The 20000-nt window shown below is 40.9% G+C and carries 20 protein-coding genes, 11 tRNA genes and 2 rRNA genes (2 of these 33 only partly in view); 2 read left to right on the plus strand and 31 right to left on the minus strand.

The genetic code is table 11. From position 1 onward, the window contains the following. The 14 genes from A5N88_RS14265 to A5N88_RS14330 form a co-directional block, all read right to left on the minus strand. A 23S ribosomal RNA gene (locus A5N88_RS14265) occupies positions 1 to 638 on the minus strand; it reaches 2300 nt to the left of the window's first position. Positions 639 to 814: 176 nt separating this feature from the next. After that, positions 815 to 2367: ribosomal RNA gene (locus tag A5N88_RS14270) — 16S ribosomal RNA — on the minus strand. The 16S and 23S rRNA genes sit together here with 11 tRNA genes alongside, the layout of an rRNA operon. A 99-nt stretch (positions 2368 to 2466) precedes the next feature. Next, positions 2467 to 2540, minus strand: a tRNA-Gly gene (locus A5N88_RS14275). A 14-nt stretch (positions 2541 to 2554) separates the two neighbouring features. Next, positions 2555 to 2631: transfer RNA gene (locus A5N88_RS14280), tRNA-Pro, on the minus strand. Between the two features lie 4 nt (positions 2632 to 2635). Next, positions 2636 to 2712 (minus strand) — tRNA-Arg (locus A5N88_RS14285). Between the two features lie 22 nt (positions 2713 to 2734). Beyond that, a tRNA-Leu gene (locus A5N88_RS14290) sits at positions 2735 to 2820 on the minus strand. A gap of 60 nt (positions 2821 to 2880) precedes the next feature. Beyond that, a tRNA-Leu gene (locus A5N88_RS14295) sits at positions 2881 to 2965 on the minus strand. Positions 2966 to 2975: 10 nt separating this feature from the next. Continuing rightward, positions 2976 to 3051, minus strand: a tRNA-Lys gene (locus A5N88_RS14300). 47 nt (positions 3052 to 3098) lie between these two features. Next, positions 3099 to 3173 (minus strand) — tRNA-Gln (locus tag A5N88_RS14305). Positions 3174 to 3199: 26 nt separating this feature from the next. Next, positions 3200 to 3275 (minus strand) — tRNA-Asp (locus tag A5N88_RS14310). Between the two features lie 22 nt (positions 3276 to 3297). Beyond that, a tRNA-Glu gene (locus A5N88_RS14315) sits at positions 3298 to 3369 on the minus strand. Between the two features lie 40 nt (positions 3370 to 3409). Beyond that, positions 3410 to 3500: transfer RNA gene (locus A5N88_RS14320), tRNA-Ser, on the minus strand. 1 nt (position 3501) lies between these two features. Further along, positions 3502 to 3576: transfer RNA gene (locus A5N88_RS14325), tRNA-Asn, on the minus strand. A 129-nt stretch (positions 3577 to 3705) separates the two neighbouring features. Continuing rightward, positions 3706 to 4158, minus strand: coding sequence for a SprT family protein (locus A5N88_RS14330; protein WP_066267245.1), 453 nt, complete (start codon positions 4156 to 4158; stop codon positions 3706 to 3708). Positions 4159 to 4332: 174 nt separating this feature from the next. Between A5N88_RS14330 and cmpA the strand changes: the two genes are divergently transcribed. Continuing rightward, positions 4333 to 4446, plus strand: coding sequence for a cortex morphogenetic protein CmpA (cmpA, locus tag A5N88_RS24985; protein WP_157090684.1), 114 nt, complete (start codon positions 4333 to 4335; stop codon positions 4444 to 4446). A gap of 85 nt (positions 4447 to 4531) precedes the next feature. Here the strand turns inward: cmpA and A5N88_RS14335 are convergent, their stop codons facing one another. The 15 genes from A5N88_RS14335 to acpS all read right to left on the minus strand — a co-directional run bounded on the left by A5N88_RS14335 (position 4532) and on the right by acpS (position 17531). Next, a complete protein-coding gene (locus tag A5N88_RS14335) occupies positions 4532 to 6706 on the minus strand; it encodes a Tex family protein (protein ID WP_066267248.1) in 2175 nt (724 codons plus the stop codon). Between the two features lie 412 nt (positions 6707 to 7118). Then, the gene (locus tag A5N88_RS14340) at positions 7119 to 7391 is read right to left on the minus strand and encodes a hypothetical protein (protein WP_066267251.1); all 273 of its coding nucleotides are present in this window, start codon (positions 7389 to 7391) and stop codon (positions 7119 to 7121) included. Between the two features lie 518 nt (positions 7392 to 7909). After that, the gene (locus A5N88_RS14345) at positions 7910 to 8506 is read right to left on the minus strand and encodes a PP2C family serine/threonine-protein phosphatase (RefSeq protein WP_066267252.1); all 597 of its coding nucleotides are present in this window, start codon (positions 8504 to 8506) and stop codon (positions 7910 to 7912) included. After that, a complete protein-coding gene (gene sigB / locus A5N88_RS14350) occupies positions 8503 to 9291 on the minus strand; it encodes an RNA polymerase sigma factor SigB (protein ID WP_066267253.1) in 789 nt (262 codons plus the stop codon). The genes A5N88_RS14345 and sigB overlap by 4 nt, the downstream gene beginning before the upstream one ends. Further along, positions 9269 to 9739 (minus strand): anti-sigma B factor RsbW, encoded by a 471-nt coding sequence (gene rsbW, locus A5N88_RS14355; protein ID WP_066267255.1) that lies wholly within the window; start codon positions 9737 to 9739, stop codon positions 9269 to 9271. Before rsbW ends, sigB begins: the two co-directional genes overlap by 23 nt. Before the next feature lies 1 nt (position 9740). Further along, a complete protein-coding gene (locus tag A5N88_RS14360; RefSeq protein ID WP_066267257.1) occupies positions 9741 to 10070 on the minus strand; it encodes an anti-sigma factor antagonist in 330 nt (109 codons plus the stop codon). Positions 10071 to 10141: 71 nt separating this feature from the next. After that, positions 10142 to 11152 (minus strand): PP2C family protein-serine/threonine phosphatase, encoded by a 1011-nt coding sequence (locus A5N88_RS14365; RefSeq protein WP_066267258.1) that lies wholly within the window; start codon positions 11150 to 11152, stop codon positions 10142 to 10144. Between the two features lie 11 nt (positions 11153 to 11163). After that, positions 11164 to 11565 (minus strand): anti-sigma regulatory factor, encoded by a 402-nt coding sequence (locus A5N88_RS14370; RefSeq protein ID WP_066267259.1) that lies wholly within the window; start codon positions 11563 to 11565, stop codon positions 11164 to 11166. Between the two features lie 3 nt (positions 11566 to 11568). Next, entirely contained in the window at positions 11569 to 11925 is a 357-nt protein-coding gene (locus A5N88_RS14375; RefSeq protein WP_066267261.1) for an STAS domain-containing protein, read from the minus strand. After that, positions 11922 to 12755, minus strand: coding sequence for an RsbT co-antagonist protein RsbRA (gene rsbRA / locus A5N88_RS14380; protein WP_066267263.1), 834 nt, complete (start codon positions 12753 to 12755; stop codon positions 11922 to 11924). Before rsbRA ends, A5N88_RS14375 begins: the two co-directional genes overlap by 4 nt. Positions 12756 to 13226: 471 nt before the next feature. Next, a complete protein-coding gene (gene ndoA, locus A5N88_RS14385) occupies positions 13227 to 13577 on the minus strand; it encodes a type II toxin-antitoxin system endoribonuclease NdoA (RefSeq protein WP_066267265.1) in 351 nt (116 codons plus the stop codon). A 4-nt stretch (positions 13578 to 13581) separates the two neighbouring features. Next, a complete protein-coding gene (locus A5N88_RS14390) occupies positions 13582 to 13863 on the minus strand; it encodes a CopG family ribbon-helix-helix protein (RefSeq protein ID WP_066267267.1) in 282 nt (93 codons plus the stop codon). Positions 13864 to 14095: 232 nt separating this feature from the next. Continuing rightward, complete coding sequence (gene alr, locus A5N88_RS14395; protein WP_066270555.1) at positions 14096 to 15250, minus strand: alanine racemase; 1155 nt, start codon at positions 15248 to 15250, stop codon at positions 14096 to 14098. Between the two features lie 475 nt (positions 15251 to 15725). Continuing rightward, positions 15726 to 16745, minus strand: coding sequence for a LolA family protein (locus A5N88_RS14400; RefSeq protein ID WP_066267269.1), 1020 nt, complete (start codon positions 16743 to 16745; stop codon positions 15726 to 15728). A 435-nt stretch (positions 16746 to 17180) separates the two neighbouring features. After that, on the minus strand, positions 17181 to 17531 hold the full coding sequence (gene acpS / locus A5N88_RS14405) for a holo-ACP synthase (protein WP_066270558.1): 351 nt from the start codon (positions 17529 to 17531) through the stop codon (positions 17181 to 17183). An 85-nt stretch (positions 17532 to 17616) separates the two neighbouring features. Here acpS and A5N88_RS14410 point away from each other — a divergent pair, with 85 nt between their 5' ends. Beyond that, positions 17617 to 18225: a rhomboid family intramembrane serine protease gene (locus tag A5N88_RS14410; RefSeq protein ID WP_066267279.1), complete on the plus strand. Its 609-nt coding sequence runs from the start codon at positions 17617 to 17619 to the stop codon at positions 18223 to 18225. A 99-nt stretch (positions 18226 to 18324) separates the two neighbouring features. On the opposite strand, the gene A5N88_RS14415 is transcribed toward A5N88_RS14410, so the two are convergent. Together A5N88_RS14415 and cshA are read right to left on the minus strand one after the other, a co-directional pair. After that, positions 18325 to 18540, minus strand: coding sequence for a hypothetical protein (locus A5N88_RS14415; RefSeq protein WP_157090685.1), 216 nt, complete (start codon positions 18538 to 18540; stop codon positions 18325 to 18327). Between the two features lie 271 nt (positions 18541 to 18811). Next, positions 18812 to 20000: the 3' portion of a degradosome RNA helicase CshA gene (gene cshA / locus A5N88_RS14420; protein ID WP_066267285.1), read on the minus strand. Its footprint extends 260 nt past the window's final position; the window shows 1189 of its 1449 coding nt (coding positions 261–1449); its start codon lies beyond the right edge, outside the window; its stop codon occupies positions 18812 to 18814.

Consider the following 20000-nt stretch of genomic DNA (forward strand, 5'->3'; position numbering starts at 1 on the left):
CTCGCCGGTTCATTCTACAAAAGGCACGCCATTACCCTGCATAAATGCATAGGGCTTTGACTACTTGTAGGCACACGGTTTCAGGATCTCTTTCACTCCCCTTCCGGGGTGCTTTTCACCTTTCCCTCACGGTACTGGTTCACTATCGGTCACTAGGGAGTATTTAGCCTTGGGAGATGGTCCTCCCAGCTTCCGACGGGATTTCACGTGTCCCGCCGTACTCAGGATACACTCAAGAGGGAACGAAGTTTCAACTACAGGGTTGTTACCTTCTTTGACGGGCCTTTCCAGACCTCTTCATTTACCTCGTTCCTTTGTAACTCCGTATAGAGTGTCCTACAACCCCAAGAGGCAAGCCTCTTGGTTTGGGCTAATTCCGTTTCGCTCGCCGCTACTCAGGAAATCGCAATTGCTTTCTCTTCCTCCGGGTACTTAGATGTTTCAGTTCCCCGGGTCTGCCTTCAGTACCCTATGTATTCAGGTAAAGATACTACCCCATTACGGGCAGTGGGTTTCCCCATTCGGAAATCTCCGGATCAAAGCTTACTTACAGCTCCCCGAAGCATATCGGTGTTAGTACCGTCCTTCATCGGCTCCTAGTGCCAAGGCATCCACCGTGCGCCCTTACTAACTTAACCTAAAAGGTTTTTATTACTACTAAAATGGATTGAAATCCATAAAGTGGCGATTCTCGGTTTTACTTGGTTACTTCTTTTATCTAGTTTTCAAAGAACAATGTTTTGAAGGATTGAACCTTCAAAACTGAACGAAACGAAAAACGTCTTTTTATGAAGCGAAGCTTCATTTTCCTTAGAAAGGAGGTGATCCAGCCGCACCTTCCGATACGGCTACCTTGTTACGACTTCACCCCAATCATCTGTCCCACCTTCGGCGGCTGGCTCCAAAAGGTTACCTCACCGACTTCGGGTGTTACAAACTCTCGTGGTGTGACGGGCGGTGTGTACAAGGCCCGGGAACGTATTCACCGCGGCATGCTGATCCGCGATTACTAGCGATTCCGGCTTCATGTAGGCGAGTTGCAGCCTACAATCCGAACTGAGAATGGTTTTATGGGATTGGCTAAACCTCGCGGTCTTGCAGCCCTTTGTACCATCCATTGTAGCACGTGTGTAGCCCAGGTCATAAGGGGCATGATGATTTGACGTCATCCCCACCTTCCTCCGGTTTGTCACCGGCAGTCACCCTAGAGTGCCCAACTGAATGCTGGCAACTAAGGTCAAGGGTTGCGCTCGTTGCGGGACTTAACCCAACATCTCACGACACGAGCTGACGACAACCATGCACCACCTGTCACTCTGTCCCCCGAAGGGGAAAGCCCTATCTCTAGGGTTGTCAGAGGATGTCAAGACCTGGTAAGGTTCTTCGCGTTGCTTCGAATTAAACCACATGCTCCACCGCTTGTGCGGGCCCCCGTCAATTCCTTTGAGTTTCAGCCTTGCGGCCGTACTCCCCAGGCGGAGTGCTTAATGCGTTAGCTGCAGCACTAAAGGGCGGAAACCCTCTAACACTTAGCACTCATCGTTTACGGCGTGGACTACCAGGGTATCTAATCCTGTTCGCTCCCCACGCTTTCGCGCCTCAGCGTCAGTTACAGACCAGAGAGTCGCCTTCGCCACTGGTGTTCCTCCACATATCTACGCATTTCACCGCTACACGTGGAATTCCACTCTCCTCTTCTGCACTCAAGTCTCCCAGTTTCCAATGACCCTCCACGGTTGAGCCGTGGGCTTTCACATCAGACTTAAGAAACCGCCTGCGCGCGCTTTACGCCCAATAATTCCGGACAACGCTTGCCACCTACGTATTACCGCGGCTGCTGGCACGTAGTTAGCCGTGGCTTTCTGGTTAGGTACCGTCAAGGTACCGCCCTATTCGAACGGTACTTGTTCTTCCCTAACAACAGAGTTTTACGATCCGAAAACCTTCATCACTCACGCGGCGTTGCTCCGTCAGACTTTCGTCCATTGCGGAAGATTCCCTACTGCTGCCTCCCGTAGGAGTCTGGGCCGTGTCTCAGTCCCAGTGTGGCCGATCACCCTCTCAGGTCGGCTACGCATCGTTGCCTTGGTGAGCCGTTACCTCACCAACTAGCTAATGCGCCGCGGGTCCATCTGTAAGTGATAGCCGAAGCCATCTTTCAATATTCCCCCATGCGGAGGAAGAAGTTATCCGGTATTAGCCCCGGTTTCCCGGAGTTATCCCAGTCTTACAGGCAGGTTACCCACGTGTTACTCACCCGTCCGCCGCTAACCAAAAGGGAGCAAGCTCCCAATTGATTCGCTCGACTTGCATGTATTAGGCACGCCGCCAGCGTTCGTCCTGAGCCAGGATCAAACTCTCCAAAAAAGAGTTGATTTAGCTCTTAAAGTTGTTGTCTATATAAGACAAAGAATTAACGTTGACGTTTCTGTTTTGTTTAGTTTTCAAAGAACTATGTAATCAATTTGGAGCGGGTGATGGGAATCGAACCCACGACAACAGCTTGGAAGGCTGTGGTTTTACCATTAAACTACACCCGCATATATAATTGTGATGGTCGGGAAGACAGGATTCGAACCTGCGACCCCATGGTCCCAAACCATGTGCTCTACCAAGCTGAGCTACTTCCCGTAAATGGCGCGCCCGAGAGGAGTCGAACCCCTAACCTTTTGATCCGTAGTCAAACGCTCTATCCAATTGAGCTACGGGCGCATAATATGTTTGTTTTTTATAATGGTGCGGCCGAGAGGACTTGAACCTCCACGGGGTTGCCCCCACTAGGCCCTCAACCTAGCGCGTCTGCCATTCCGCCACGACCGCATATTTTATAGTGACGAACAATATCTTAACAAACTATCAGGTTCTTGTCAATACTTTTTTTGGTGCGGGTGAAGGGAGTCGAACCCCCACGCCTTGCGGCGCCAGATCCTAAGTCTGGTGCGTCTGCCAATTCCGCCACACCCGCGTATTCAAAATGGTGAGCCATGAAGGACTCGAACCTTCGACCCTCTGATTAAAAGTCAGATGCTCTACCGACTGAGCTAATGGCTCGTACAAATCCATCTGTAAGAATAAAGATTTGTTTCATAAAAAGAAAATGGCTGGGCTAGCTGGATTCGAACCAACGAATGACGGAGTCAAAGTCCGTTGCCTTACCGCTTGGCTATAGCCCAATGAATTTCTTTTAAAAAAGAAAAAATGGCGGTCCCGACGGGATTCGAACCCGCGATCTCCTGCGTGACAGGCAGGCGTGATAACCGCTACACTACGGGACCTTGCAATATATTTTTTTAAAAATGACCCGTACGGGATTCGAACCCGTGTTACCGCCGTGAAAGGGCGGTGTCTTAACCGCTTGACCAACGGGCCATAACTGATTGCTTGTCCATGTATAAAATAAGATTAAACATGGCGGAGAAGGAGGGATTTGAACCCTCGCGCCGCTTACGCGACCTACACCCTTAGCAGGGGCGCCTCTTCAGCCACTTGAGTACTTCCCCATGGCTCCGCAGGTAGGACTCGAACCTACGACCGATCGGTTAACAGCCGATAGCTCTACCACTGAGCTACTGCGGAATAATTATCTTATCGACTCTTAAAATTATAATAAGATACCTTCAAAGTGTCAAGCACTTTTATCAATTTATTTTATTATTATTTAAATATGTTTAAAACCCTTTATAAATAGCCTGTTTCAGGCTGTTTTCATTTCATTTCTTTTAACTTTCCTCTACATTTTCCGCACACAAAACGGATAATATTCACTTTTCTTTTTCTGTTATAGGAAGTATTGCAGACAGTACAGATATATTGATGAAGTAATTGAATTTTTTTCGTCTCACCTTCTAATGGGGAGCAATATCTTGGTGCACCAACCAATGACAATAATTGCTTAAAGTCCTGATCCCGATGCTGGTATCCTTGTCCTTCAAGGTGAAGATGATAATGGCACAGTTCGTGTTTTATAATACCAACAAGTTCTTCTTTTCCGTAAGCCTCGTAATACTTCCTGTTAATTTCTATATTGTGAGACCTTAAAAGGTACCTCCCGCCCGTCGTTCTAAGTCGGGAGTTAAATAATGCAAGATGTTTAAATGGGCGTTTGAAATAAGTTAAAGAAAGTTCTTCTACCAAAGTTTGTAACGAATGATTATCCAATTGTATAATCCTCCAATTTAAAAGAAGGTGAGAACGTGACAAACTATTATAGCATATATTAAGTATTAGCATATTTTGCATGAGCGATTTTTCCAGCTATCTCCTCATAATCCATAGCTATCGTCTAACTTGTTACTGGTTAGCCTCACAAAGGAAAAGGGGGGTGTCTCCGCTATGCCGACTTGGTTCCAAAACCAAATGCGCCGCGCTTTCTCGGAAAAAAACCGATATCAAATTAAATTATTAAATCAGTGCTGGTTTTTTTACACAACAAAACACTGCTCATAGTGAGCAGTGTTTTTCATTGCGGTATTTTCAACTAATTTATTTATTATGCAAAAGTTGATATGTTAGAAAAAAATCGACCTAGATTTCATTCTGAGGGAAGCATCGTCAAAGACAATCTCCCTTTTTGGACATCAACTTTTTCCACCCAAACTGTAACGATGTCACCAACAGAGACAACATCTAAAGGATGCTTGACAAATTTGTTACTAAGCTTGGAAATATGCACAAGCCCATCTTCTTTCACACCCACGTCTACAAACGCCCCAAAGTCTACAACATTTCTAACGGTACCTTGCATTTCAGTGCCGGCTTTCAGATCTTCCAATTTAAGAATGTCTTTCTTTAAGAGCGGCTTGGGCTGTTCATCCCGAGGATCTCTTCCTGGACGATTTAAAGCATCCAGAATATCTTTTAAGGTAGGTTCACCAATTCCAAGATCCTGGGCTGTTTCTTTGAGTGATAAGCTGCTGATAGCTGCCTTTAAAGATTCGCTTCCTAAATCAGTAACTGTACATCCCAGCTTTTTTAATAACTTCTTAACGACATTATAGCTTTCAGGATGAATCGGCGTTTTGTCCAGCGGATCCTCTCCATTATTAATTCTAAGAAACCCAATGCTTTGTTCATAGGTTTTTGCACCCAAACGCGGAATTCCCTTCAGGTTTCCTCTGTTTATGAATTTTCCATTCTCTTCACGATACTTAACAATATTATTGGCAACGGCTTTACTTAACCCTGAGACATATTGCAATAAAGCAGCCGAGGCGGTGTTGACATCCACTCCGACCTTGTTCACCGCTGTTTCTACAACAAAAGTTAAGGATTCATTCAGCTTTTTTTGAGATACATCATGCTGATATTGCCCTACACCCACGGATTTAGGATCAATTTTTACTAGCTCAGCCAATGGATCCTGTAACCTTCTCGCTATAGAAACCGCACTCCTTTCTTCAACCTGTAACTCAGGAAACTCTTCTCTGGCTATGTCCGAAGCAGAATACACACTTGCACCGGCTTCATTGACAATAATATAGGAGATTTCTCCCTGAAGCTCCTTAAGTATATCCACAACAAATTGTTCGGTCTCTTGTGAAGCTGTCCCATTGCCGATCGCAATCACTTCTATATTGAATTTTTGAAGAATGGAAGTAAACTTGTCTCTGGCTTCAGCTGGTTTTGCTTTTGGAGGATGAGGATAAATTACGTTAATATCCAAAACCTTTCCCGTCTCATTAACCACTGCAAGTTTACAGCCTGTACGATAGGCTGGATCAACTCCAAGGACCATTTTCCCTCTTAACGGCGGCTGCAAAAGGAGATTGCGGAGGTTTTCAGAAAAAATATGTATAGCTTGTTCCTCAGCCTTATCTGTTAGTTCATTTCTGATTTCCCGCTCAATGGATGGCTGAATCAGTCTTTTATAGGCATCTTCCAGGGCTTCTTTTATTGCAGCGCAAACATAGGATCGTTCATTTTTAACTGCCTGTTTAAATAAATAGTTCAGGATTTTATCCGTTTGCGGCTGTATGGATATCCTAAGAATCCCCTCTTTCTCACCTCTATTTAAGGCAAGGGTGCGATGGGGGACAAGCTTTCTTACAGGCTCCTCATATGCATAATACATTTCATAAACCTTCTTCTCGTCATCTGCATCATTTTTTAATGAGGAAACGATCATCCCTGTTTTGAATGTTTCATTCCGTATCCACCCTCGAAAATCAGCATTATCTGAAATGGCTTCTGCAATAATATCCTTTGCTCCCGCCAAAGCATCCTCTGCAGTATTTACTTCTTTTTCTTCGGATACGTACTTTTTCAGTTCTTCAGCCAGGATCCCGGATAAGGGAAATGTCATCATCCACTCAGCGAGAGGCTCAAGTCCTTTTTCTTTTGCAATCGTAGCTTTTGTACGGCGTTTTTGTTTATATGGCCTGTATATATCCTCTACCACTTGCAATCGGTCTGCTGCAGTAATGCTTTGCTGAAGTTCATTTGTCAATTTCCCTTGTTCTTCTATTAAACGAAGGACTTCTTCTTTACGCTGCTCTAAGTTTTGTATGTAATTCCAACGGTCAAGAATCGCTCTTATTTGAACTTCATCCAATGCACCTGTCATTTCTTTTCGGTACCTCGCTATAAAAGGGACGGTATTGCCGTCCTCAAGCAAAGTTATGACACTGTTGACTTGCTTTAAAGAAAAGTTTAGTTCCTTAGACAGCTTTTGCTTCAATTCACTTTGACGGTCTATCGTTTTCTCCATCCTATCACCCAATCTTAGCCTTTTTATTTTCTGTATCAACTACAGAAAAGATAATGTACTAATATTCTACCATTTCCTCTTATAAAAAGCGCAAGCCCCTTGCTCGTCGGCATAGAAATCCTCTAGCCGAGAGGTGCTGGATTTAAACAAAGACTACAGTGGGTAAATACTTTATTTAATTGAATCTGTGGATCTTGGCTGTTGATTCCTGCTGCAGGCACTCGCTTTCCGCGGGCGGTAGCGAAGCCTATTCTTCGCAAGCTTCTGCGGGGTATCCTTATACGTAATCTGTAAAAAATCGAGTAGAGGGAAAATAAACTGATTTATTTTCGCCCCTCTCACAACACCGTACGTACGGTTCGCGTATACGGCGTTTCAATTTATATTACAGTGTGTACTTTTAAGTAGCGTTCTAAGGCAGAGGGCACTCCCCTTTGCTTACTGTTGGTATTCCCAATTTGCGCATCTTTCCATTATCTTTTGGAATCTCCACTCTTAAGGCAGCTTGTGGTTGGTATTTTCTTGTTCTGATGCGCTGGCGAAGCTCATCCTTATTCTCTTTCAGATATTGCTTCAGTTCATCGACTGTTACTCCATCGACCCCGCTTACGCCTTTATTTTTATAGACACGTAAGTAAGCTTCATTCATATTTTGATTGCTTAGAATCTGCTCTAAAAGTTCCACACTCGTTTCTCCTTCCCTCTCCCGTAGTGAGTGATAGCTCCCTTTTGGTTATCCTTTGAGGTACGCTCATACTTTCACCATTAACACATTCTGAGTTCGTCACTCACGCATTCGTGGTGTTGAAACACTATAAATTGTTCAGCCCTTCATGATTTTTAAGTTCATTACTATGGCTTCTGCTGAGACTTCTTGCGATTAACCTTTTCCGACTGTACAAATACATCCGCAAGACCTCCTAGGGTAAGACAACTATCTTTCCTCTTTTACTCGTCTGATTTACTCAATAAAGTTACGCACATCTTTAGGACTTTGGCGTGTTCTGGAGCCTCGTCCCTTTATAGAGCCTTAGTATCAGATTTCTGTTCGTCGAGCCAAGATTTTATTCCACGCTTCCTCCAGCCCTTACCTCACGATAAGTACCTTGCGCTTCCTTAGTGGTTGGACGATGTGTTCCCCCACAGTGGACTTTCACCACCTAGATAGTTGCCATGCCTGGCACACAGAAAAAAGCCTGCAGTCTACTGCAAGCTTCCAATAATAAAGGTAGAATCATCTTCTCGTGATGGCTGCTGACTAATCATCTCTTCTGCAATAACTTCCAATGAACGGCAGCTTTTAAGTAGGGACTTCGAGCTTTTAACCTGAACTCCATCTGAATGGATTAAAAACTTAGAATTAGGCTCGAGAGGAAAACGTTGAGTTCGGAATACCTGAGGACGACCTGATAAATAGCCGGTAACAGGTAAAGGGTATGTCAGCTTACCACTAGGTGTATAAAGATAGAATCGGATATTTCCAACACAGCTATAAACAAACTCTTGTTTTTTGAAATCGGCTTTGAATATTGCTACAGCAGCACCGCGCTTTCGGACTAACACTTCATTGCAGTAGTTCATTAACGTGTCTACATCTTCATCTGGATGCTGTTTAACAACTTCTGCAACAGCATGAGATGCCTCATACGCAAACTCGCCACTGCCCAGTCCATCAGCTAATACACACAGGAAATAGTTTTCAGTAGCTGTAAAAAAATAACTGTCGCCGCAATATTGCTTGCCTTCTTTAGCTGTTTGAAAGGCATATACCTCTACATGCTCTTGTTGAAGATGTTTCATATCGAAGAACTCTCCGTATTCATCGAATCACCATGAATGGCTTCACGTAATTTTTTTATTGCCCGCCTTTGCAGACGGGATACGTGCATCTGGGAAATCCCTAGCTTTTCCCCTGCATCCTTTTGGCTTAAATTGTCTAAATAAGTGTATTGAATAATTTCGCGTTCACGGTCACTTAAGACATGAAGAACTTTATCCAATACAAGACGCTGGTTCACTTTTTCATATCCATCGTCTTCGTTGCCTACCATATCAAGTAAGGTTACCTTGCTGCCATCTGCGTCAGATTCAATTGAATGGTCAACAGATAAAGCTTGATAACTTTTCCCCATTTCAAGTGCTTCTAACACTTCTTCTTCCGTTACTTCCAATCTTGCTGCAATTTCGGCAATTTGAGGAGACCGCTGAAGTTCAGTTGTTAAATCTTCTACTGCAGATTTAATTTTTGGCCCCAACTCTTTTATCCTTCTCGGGACGTGGACACTCCATGTTTTATCCCTTAAGAAACGTTTAATTTCCCCAATTATAGTCGGTATAGCAAATGCTTCGAAGCTTTTCCCAAAGGATTCATCATATCTGCGGATGGCACCAAGCAATCCAATTATCCCCACCTGAAAAATATCCTCATGGTAGGACTTTCCTTTAGAATACTTTCTAGCAATTGAGTCGACTAAATTTTCATAGTGAAGAACAAGTTGGTTTTGCGCTTCTGCGTCTTCATTCAGTTGATAAGCCTTTATAAGAGCATTTATATCAATATGGTCAGGTTGAGACAGTCTTGGCATTTGTCTCCACCTGCTCCCCTTCAAGGAATTTAGTCATAAAGACTGTAACGCCTTCTTTATACTGGATTTTCACTTCATCCATAAGGCTTTCGATTAGATAAAGGCCTAATCCTCCTTCACGCATAAATTCAACTTGTTCACTGCCGTTATATGGTCCTGTTTCTTCTTTTGCTTTTAGAAAATCAAAGCTTTGACCGCGATCTGCCACCATTACTTCTAAACGATTGGCATAAAGGCCAAAACCTACAATTACTTCACCTGACTCATCTTCCTTATAAGCGTGCTGGACTGCATTTGTGATTGCTTCGCTTGTAGCTATCTTAAGATCTTCAATCAACTCATAAGCAAAGCCCATTCTACTGGCAATCCCGGATAAAGTTAATCTTAAAACCCCTACATATTCTGGCTTTGCAGGGATTTTCATCTCGATGTAATCAAATGCCTCCATATTAAACTCCACCTTCTACCTCGGTATTTATTTCCATAACATCCGTCAGTCCTGTAATGTCAAATAAACGTTTTAAACGGTCAGATAAACCGGTTAGGAGTAACTCACCATTATTTGCACGGATATTTTTAAAGAGACCGACAAATACTCCAAGGCCTGTACTATCCATGTAGGAAACTTCTGATAGGTCTACTGAAATCTTGGTTCCCTCTTTATCGCCATAAGGAACAAGAGTTTCTCTCAGCTTAGGTGCAGTATATGCATCTATTTCGCCGCTAATCTTGGCGTTTACTTTTTGATCTAATTCTTTAATATCCACTGATATATTCATAATAACGTCCACCTCTTTAAACGTTTAACTTCCACTACTCAATACCCGCTTCACGTTATGAGTAAACCTCCTTATTTAATTCTTTTTAAAATAATAAGGGTAAAGTCATCACGAAGCTGGAAAGCCTGAAGACGTTCTAGTTCTTTGTAAACATTATTGACCATTTCCTGTGCGCCCAAATGATTATTTTTCTTAATATAAGAAATCAGTGTTTCTCTTTCAATAAAGCCGTCTGTAGTCCTGCATTCCGTAACACCATCCGATAGAAGGACAATAAAATCACCAATTTCAACAGGCTTTTCATATTGGCGGTACTTTGTCTTCTTATCTATTCCCAAAAGAAGGCCTTTTGCATTCAAATCACTGAAACTTCCAGTTTTTGCTTCAAAGAAAAAGCCCGGTTCATGTCCGGCAGATGCATACCGGAACATATGATTGATGGTATCGTACATTCCGTAAAACATTGTAATGAACATACTCGGATCGACGTTTTGCTCAACAACCCGATTTAGGCTTTCAAGTATTATATTAGGCTGATGCCTGTGCTCAGGAAGGCTATCCATGGCATATTTAATCATAGACATACATAATGCAGCAGGGATTCCCTTTCCGATTACATCTGCAATTGCCACACCCAGACAGTTATTCTCATCTTCTACAAAATGATAATAATCCCCGTTCATATGCTTTGCAGGTACACTGATGGCTCCAATGTCAACAGAATCGATGACAGGAATCGTCGTGCCCAAGAGTGTTTGCTGCATGCTTGCGGCAATCTCAATTTCATTGTTTAATTCTTGTTGTTTTGTCCTTAGGCTCTGATGCTCTCTGTATGCCAGCCCATACCCCATCATAACCTCTAATAAAACGTCAAAAGAATTGATAATATTATCAGGCATATCGGGTTCTATTTCAGCGATGATTGAACGGTGAAGGCTAATTATTTCTTCAGGTGAGATTCGATGTTCAATTAATTTACGGCTATATTTCTGACCTTGATATAAAATCTGTTCATTCTGTTCTCTTAGATAGCTATCAAGTATCTCTCTGTACTTTAGATCCATCGTTTCCCGAAAATCCATACTAACTCCTCCTAACGAAGCCATTTTGTGGCAGTAACGACCGTTCCCTTATTAGGAGTAGACTCTATATCAAAGTCATCCATAAGGCGCTTTACACCCGGAAGGCCGGCTCCCAGTCCTCCAGAGGTTGAAAATCCGTCCTCCATTACTTTCCGAATATCTTGAATACCGGGACCATTATCTTCGGCGATAATCCTCAAGCCCCACTTTCCATGTTCATATACCTTTTCAATATGAACCTGCCCTTGACCGGCATATAAGAAAATGTTGCGAGCTAGTTCACTTATGGCTGTCGTGATTCGAGCTTGGTCAACCGTTCCAAAGTTAAGCTCTTTCGCCACGTTACGACCGAGTTGGCGGACCGCAACGATGTCCCACTCATTTAAAATCTTTACGCAGGATTGGACATCCATAAGTTAATCCCCCAGTTCCTGTTGTAGTTTCTCCAAGCCATTTTCTAAGTCTAATGCCGTTAGAACATCTTCAAGACGAATACCCAGTTCAATTAAAGTGATTGCTACAGCAGGCTGTATCCCCGTAATGACTACTTTAGCGCCCATGAGCTTGGACATATTAATCACATCTCCAAGGACTTTTGCTATAAAGGAATCAATGAAATCAATAGAAGTAATATCAATTACAACTCCTCTGGCACTTGTTTCATGAATTTTATGAAGTAAGTCCTCTTGGAATTCAAGTGCTGTATTATCATCCAGCTCCCATTGGATGGAAATGAGCAGGGTATCATGAAGTTTTAAAATTGGTATTCTCAATTTAGACCCTCCAATTGAATAATTTGTCTATTTGTCATTTCTAATGCTTTCTCTATACCCTTACGTAAAGTACTCGTCGTTATAATTAGATTAAGATCAATTCCTAAATTTACAATGGTTTGAGCAATTTCCGGGCGAATTCCCACCAGCATGCATTTTGAACCAACAAGACGTACTGCGTCCGCCGCTTGAATAATATGGTGGGCAACCATGGTATCTACTACCGGGACACCGGTTATATCAATAAGGACCACATCTGCACGGTGTTTAACAACTCCGCTCAGCAGGTTTTCCATGATAAGTTTAGCTCTTTCCGTGTCAATGGTACCAACAAGCGGCAAGACAGAAATTTTTTCAAAAACAGGTATCAATGGGGTCGAAAGCTCCTGAAGAGCTATTTTCTGCAATGATACGGTTCTTTCCCAAGTTGACGTATAGGCATCAATTATTTCATTCAGCATTGGCTCCATCCAGTTATGATAAACAGAGAAAACCTCTAATCTTTCATCAGGTGTAATACTCTCATCGTTTGAGATCCCCTCAAAAACAATCCGTCCCAAAGTGCTTAAACCGGAAGTAACAAAAGAAAGCGGCCAGCCCAGCCGTACTATTCCTTCAGCAAATCCCTCAAGTTTTTCTTCATATTCGCGGTTGGAATCTGTTAATCGAGAAAGAATAACGTCTACAAACTCAGAACTTGTTTTAATATAGACTTGATCAGATACAATCTTGGAGACTCTTTCATCTCCTTCTTCCTTCATTCTTTGAATCCACTTGTCTAATATTTCATCTTTGTGACTTGGAATATAATTAGAAATGTATTTATACACAATACCTTCTCCTATCTCTTATTTTTCCTGGACCACCCATCTCGCAAATGTTAATAAGAAAAACATTTATAAGCCTAATACATTCAGTTTATTCAAAATAATTCGTTCTACATATCTATCAACATCTTATCAAATTTATTATACTTAGATAAATTTATCGACCTGCACATCCGGAAAAATAGGTATATTTACCTACGCATTTAACATTTCCTCTCCCGCAGGATAACGAAAGCACCTTATTAAATGATTAGTGAATTCAAGTCGTATATTTTTACTTCTACAATAAAACTTTATCATAGGAAAAGTCTATTTTTAACTGTAAAATTTATCTTCACAGAAAAATAATGACCCTAATCCTTAACTTTCATGTCCATCTAAAAGAAATTCGCCGGCCTACAGGCACTGGTTATTTAATAAAAAATTTTATTCTTTCCTATCTTATAAAAAAAAAACGCTCTTTAATAGAGCGCATTAAAATTCGATAAGGCCCAAACTAATTTGTAAGGCTTCATCAACTTTTTCCATCATTTCTTCATCTAGATGCGTTATTTTATCCGTTAAGCGTTGTTTATCAATTGTACGTATTTGTTCAAGTAAAATTACAGAATCACGTTCAAAGCCGTACCGCTTTGCATCAATTTCAACATGTGTAGGCAATTTTGCTTTTTGGATTTGCGCTGTGATAGCAGCAACTATTACAGTGGGACTAAACCGATTCCCAATGTCGTTTTGAAGTACTAATACTGGACGAACACCGCCTTGTTCAGAACCGACAACTGGGGATAGGTCAGCAAAGTACACGTCACCACGCTTAACAATCAAAGTATTAACCTCCGCTTACTAAGCGTTCAACTGTATGTTCTGCTTCGTATTCTGCCTGAATCGCTTCTGATGCTATCGCTAAATTAATTTTAGCCATTTCCATGTAACCGCGTCTCATTGACTCACGAATTTGTCGTTTCTTTCTCTCACGAAGATACATTTTAGTAGCACGATAAATAAACTCGTTGCGGTTCATATTTTCTAGCTCAGCAAATCCATCAAGTTCTGATAATAGCTGCTGCGGTAATCGAATTAATATTTCTTTTGTTGCGCTGGATTCAGACACAAACTACACCTCCACCAATCACTACACACCGTATCGTATATATAACCACATTAATAATACCACCAAATTAACTATATGCAAAGAAGATTTAATCATTCCATAGTATTATCGGCCAAAAAAACTGCCATTTATGCATATTTCTTTTAAATACCTTTATTTATAACAATTTTATTTAAATTAAATAGTATTGAATAACCTTTTCAATTATTTATGAGGCTGCTTGTAAAAAATTCTAGAAGGTTTCCAGGATAGGATTATACACTTCGACAATGCTATTATCTTTAACATAAACCCTCGGAACCCTCGCGGATATTAAGCACGGTATTTCATAATTGATGGTTTCCAGCTTTACAGCAATATCATCAATTGTAATTCTTTCGTTTTCTTGGCTGCCAATAAGAGTAACCTTAGTACCAATTGGACTATATTCAGGTATTCTAATCATACACTGATCCATACATACTCTTCCTACTATTTGAGCACGCTTACCGTTTACAAGTACTTCCTGGCCCTGCAGCTTCCGAATCCAGCCATCAGCATATCCAATCGGTATAGTGGCAATCCACTCTTCCTGCTCTGCCGTATAGGTAGCACCGTAACTGACGGTATCGCCAGGATGAACTTTCTTAACATTTACTATTTTTGTGTGCAGCGAGAAAACCTCTTTTAATTCAAATGGCAAATACGGCTTGATTTCCGGTGATGGCGACAATCCATACATGGCTATGCCAAAACGAATAGCATTAAAATTTTTTTGGTTATGCAGCATTGCTGCGGCACTATTTGCACAATGAATATAAACAGGTTTTGTTTCCAATGAATGGACATAATCGTTAAATTTGTTTAGCTGAACATTAAACAAAGATTGATCTAGTTCATCTGCTGTCGCAAAGTGTGTGAACAATCCCTCAAACAGGAAGCAGTCGTTATTTTTAAGCTTCTTTTCTATTCCTTTTAATTCACCTAAATCCCTTATCCCAATCCTTCCCATTCCGGTGTCGCACTTTACATGAATTTTTAAGCGTGCACCCTGCCCGATAAACTTCATTGCTTCTTCGAGCCAATCCTCTTGGAAAACCGTGAGAGAAATATCATATTCGGCCGCCAGCTTTGCATCTTCCGGTCTGCTCGCTCCCAGTACAAGAATTGGGGCCTTTAACCCTTTTTTCCTTAAATGAATTCCTTCATCCAAAAATGCAACACAAAGAGCATTTGCACCGGAATTAAGAGCTTCTCTGGCTATTTGTGCATAACCATGTCCATAGGCATTAGCTTTTACTACGGCAAAAATAGCCGTGTCCGCTGACAGTCGTTCACTCATAGAACGTATATTATGATCTAAATGATCAAGTTGTATTTCCACCCACGTATCTCTATAATATGGCATATTCTTATCCAACATGTTCACTTCCTTGAATGAGTAAAAAATTGTTTTTGACTCTGTCCTTTTATTACTAGGGAAAGGATTTCTTTATCCTCTATAAAAGCACCAATCATGACCATAAAAAAACAGGCCCAGTCCCATAAATAAAGACTGTAACTACGTTCTCATATGGTCATTTGAAAATCAAGAAAAAAATATTCAGATTCCTGTAACTATGCAGGGTGCTTTTTATTCAAATGGCTTATACCTAATAATATAACCAAAAAAGAAAAGCGCAAGCGTCTCGTTCATCGGCGTACGGATTTCAGAGTCTTCGACTGAGATAAAGGAAGCACATCGAGGCCTTTCACGAGCTGCTAATGCTGACTTATCGCAGGGAGAAGACGGAGAAATTCGTACGCCGATAGGCGCTGGAGCTAGACAGAGAATATTTAACAAAAAAAACAGGCTTCCTCAACAGAGAGCCTGTATACCCTACTTATTTAACTGGTTCCTCTTGCACTGAGCTGGCTATTTCAATCATTTCATTTTTTGTAAGATCCTTGGAAGCAATCATATAATCAACCCCATTTTGCGTCCAGGATAAAGAGTGATCTGTCATCTCCCCAAACGTAAAGCCCAGATCTGCGACATCTCCATTTACCGGCGTTGCATCCACAGCGGCCGTCCGATCAGCTTCTGCTTGTTCTTCAATAAGAGTATAGGATTTATTTTTACCAGTATAAGTAAGAACTGCACGCTTGCCGGTTGCGGTATTGAGCTCTTCTTCATCAATAAGGCTCAAATTATCTATTTTGGATGTCGGATATTTCACCGAGAGACCATTGCTGCTTGGTTTACCTGAAACTGGGACCTCCAGATTTGCACTGGTCATGCTCTTTTTAGTGTCAAAGGCGTTATTATCAAATTTCGCATTGAATTCAACCTTTGTGAAGTCAACTTTCACCAAGACATTTCGGTCTGTATCCATAACCTTTACACTTACAGGGGCAAGAGTCTTTTTATTAAATGCAATCTCCTCGTAAGGAAGCATTTTATTATTTTGATATCTTGTTTTGGTCTCGAATACGTATTCATCTTTTGTTGCTTTAAACTTTGCATTGTGATCATCCAGGATGTCCTTTACCAGTGATTCATAAAGGTATGCCTGACTGCTGTTTTTTGGCCATTCACTTTGAAATTTGTAGCTTTTATTTAATGCCGGAGTTAGTACAAAGACTCCTTCTTTGTTTCGCAGGATCATTTGGCTTTGATCCTTTTGTCCATTTTTCAGGTTTACTTTGTAATAATCCGGCTTATTATGCCAGACATCAATCTCGTATTTCTGAGGTTCATTTCCAACCTGGAGTGTCATATTTGCTTTTGCTTTATACCCTTTTAAATTTGAGAGCTTACTGTTTAAATCATTTACAACTTCCTTCTGCGTTTTTGTTCCGCATGCAGATAATGCAAGAGTGACGGCAATGGCCATAATCAGTATTGACAACTTTCTTTTCATTTTTCCAACCCCTTTATTGTCTCATTTAACGTGATCGGAAAGAGGAAGGCTAACCTTTTATCTATGATTATTGAATGATTCTTTTACTTTCAGGCTTGTTAAAGGAACCTGTTGTTTTTTAGCTCATTTGGGTGAAACGGCCGTTTTACAGGCCTTTCATTTCAGGTGAAAGTTTACAGTAAAAGAATGAAACAAAAGAAAACAAGTTTGCTCTCCTTTCCTTACTGTAAAATGAGCTAAGAAACGAGCAGTTTTCAAAATAAAAATGTAACAGAGCCTTAAGATAAAAGAATCATACATTTATCCCAGATAAAAAGAAACAAAAAGAAATGTTTATTTACGCCTTGTCTCTCCTTTGCACTATGAATATATGAGACAACCTTTTAAATTATGCTCAGGGGATAGGCATTTCAAAAAGGGTGTATTTAAAATGATTTATTCTTCTATAATAACTTGGGCTGCAGCATATTCCCTGCTATGAGTAATGGATAAATGAATGCCTCTCATATCCGGACTACTAAAAAATGGTTTTCCTAATTTATCGGCCATTATCTCCATATCTTGAAAAGATAGGGCGCTCCCGATTCCCGTTCCATATGCTTTCGAAAAAGCCTCTTTTGCTGCATATCTGCCTGCTAAGAATTCAGCCTGTCGTTTTCCGCTAAAAGTTTGGAAAAGATCCAGTTCATTCGATGTAAGAATTCTTTCAGGGAATTTCCCTTGTTTTTTAATCATTTCTTCTATCCTGCTGATTTCTATTATATCGATTCCGATTCCTTTTATCATGGCTGCACCTTCTATCCTTATTTCTGCATGCATACTATATGTACATGCACTCTTAAAAACGTATTTCATTGAAAGGAGTCAATACATGCTGGTTCGTGTTGAAAATATCTCCAGCTTTTTTAAATGGTTTCCGGCTTCTGCCTTTTTTATTAGTCTGCAGATCTTTTTCTATATAATACTTCAATTGCCAATCACTCCACATGATATGATCATTGAAAAAATGGCAGGCATTAATTTATATATTGGAAAAGGAGAGTATTGGCGGCTATTGACGCCAATTTTTCTTCATACAAATATTTTTCATTTACTGTTTAATTCTTTATCTATCTTTATTTTTGGACCATTTGCTGAGAAAGCTCTTGGAAAATTTAAATTTGTCCTCTGCTTTCTAGTATGTGGATTTTCCGGAAATGCCGCAACCTTTCTAATCATGCCTGCCTCCTATTTCCATGCGGGCTCAAGCGGTGCCGTTTTTGGATTGACAGGCATTTATTTAGCAGCCGTTTTTATACAAAAGAATATTATTTCGTTTCGATTGAAAGAGATCATAATCACTCTGATAACCATCGCACCTGCCATCATAATTTTTCAATCCCACATTAATATGGCTGCCCATGTGTTTGGCTTTCTGACTGGATTTGCAATAGGCTGGATTATCGGAAGTCGCGACCCATCTAAGTTTATTTTAACTTAATGAATCGGGTGAAGTGAAACCAATGATAGACAAAGGCTGTATTCTCCTTTTCAAAATTTAATGCCGCCATGTTCTATGCGCATCTGCCCTTCCTCCAGCCTATTTGTAAGCCGATACCACCTGACAAATCCCAAAGAACAAAGTAATAACATTAAGGGCAACTATAGCCATTAAAGGACATTTACCACTCCAAAATTTGCTGTGTCCTCTATGTAGCATATAAAGTCGATAATCAGGGCAGGTATGCGTTCCTTCAACTGTCTTAAAAAATGTGAAGGTGCTGAAATGGGTTACAGTCGTTTTATCATTAGACATCCTCTTCCTCCATTCTTCCAGTTTCCCCTTCCTTCTGCCCTGACTGCTCTTTTTATTCACACATACGTTGTAACTCCTAATTTTGTTTCGATTAAACAAAAATAAAAGCAAACGGTTCATCCGCTTGCTTTTACTGCATACATCGATTTTTTGTATAAAATGAAATATCGCGTCAACATTTCTAAATCATTCAGCTGATCGCTTACTCTTTTTTGGCCCCGTTACCAGTTTAATGTTATTTTTTAATTAAAAACTTGGGCTGAGTAATATTTTACTTGTTATATCCTTCTGATCTTTTTCCAGATCTTCTTGGTTTACGGTTTGAATAATTATGGCTATGACTATTTGAGGATGACTTCCCTCTTCTGGAATAAGACTTTTGATTATTGTCTCTATCCTTTTTCATAGGAAGTGGTCTTTCCTCCGTAATGTGGACTGCTGTTTTGTCCGGTTCTTTAGTAAGAAGTTTTAGAACAGCTGCTGTTACTTCTACTGGGTCATGTTCACTAAGAAGCTCTTTCGCTACTGTCATATACTCTTCTAAATTGCCTTCTTTTACCGTCTCACTAATACGTTCCATGGATAAACGCTGTTGTCCTTCAAACGCTTCATCCCATGTTGGCGGACGCATTGGGTTCATTCTCTTCTTGGTTGTTTGCTCAACAATCTTTAGGTAACCCATTTCACGAGGGCTGACAAATGTAATGGCCATACCTTCTTTACCAGCACGGCCGGTTCTTCCAATACGGTGAACATAGCTTTCTGGATCCTGTGGAATATCGTAGTTATATACATGTGTAACACCCGAAATATCCAATCCACGTGCTGCTACATCTGTTGCAACAAGTACATCCACTTTTCCTTCTTTGAATTTACGAAGGACAGAAAGGCGTTTAGCCTGGCTAAGATCACCGTGGATTCCTTCTGCCATATATCCTCGAAGATTCAGCGCATTTGCTAGTTCGTCAACCCTTCTCTTGGTTCTTCCGAACACAATGGCAAGTTCTGGAGACTGAACATCAATTAATCTGGATAGAACGTCAAACTTCTCTCTTTCATGAACTTTAACGTAATATTGCTCAATCAAAGGAACAGTCATTTCTTTTGCCTTAACGCGTACTAGTTCTGGATTTTTCATGAATCTCTCAGCGATTCTGCGAATAGGGTCCGGCATTGTTGCTGAGAAAAGCAATGTTTGACGCTCTTCAGGAACACTTGAAAGAATAGCCTCAATATCGTCAATAAAGCCCATGTTCAGCATTTCGTCCGCTTCATCTAATATTAATGTTTGGACTTTATCCAACTTAAGGGTACGGCGTTTAATGTGGTCTAAGATACGTCCAGGGGTACCAACTATAATATGCGGGTTTTTCTTTAATGCTTTGATTTGGCGTTGGATATCCTGTCCTCCATAAACAGCAAGCACTCGTGCACGAGCATCATAGCCTATTTTATAAAGT

Origin of the sequence: Heyndrickxia acidicola, assembly GCF_001636425.1 — a bacterium.
GTDB classification, from domain to species: domain Bacteria; phylum Bacillota; class Bacilli; order Bacillales; family Bacillaceae_C; genus Bacillus_AE; species Bacillus_AE acidicola.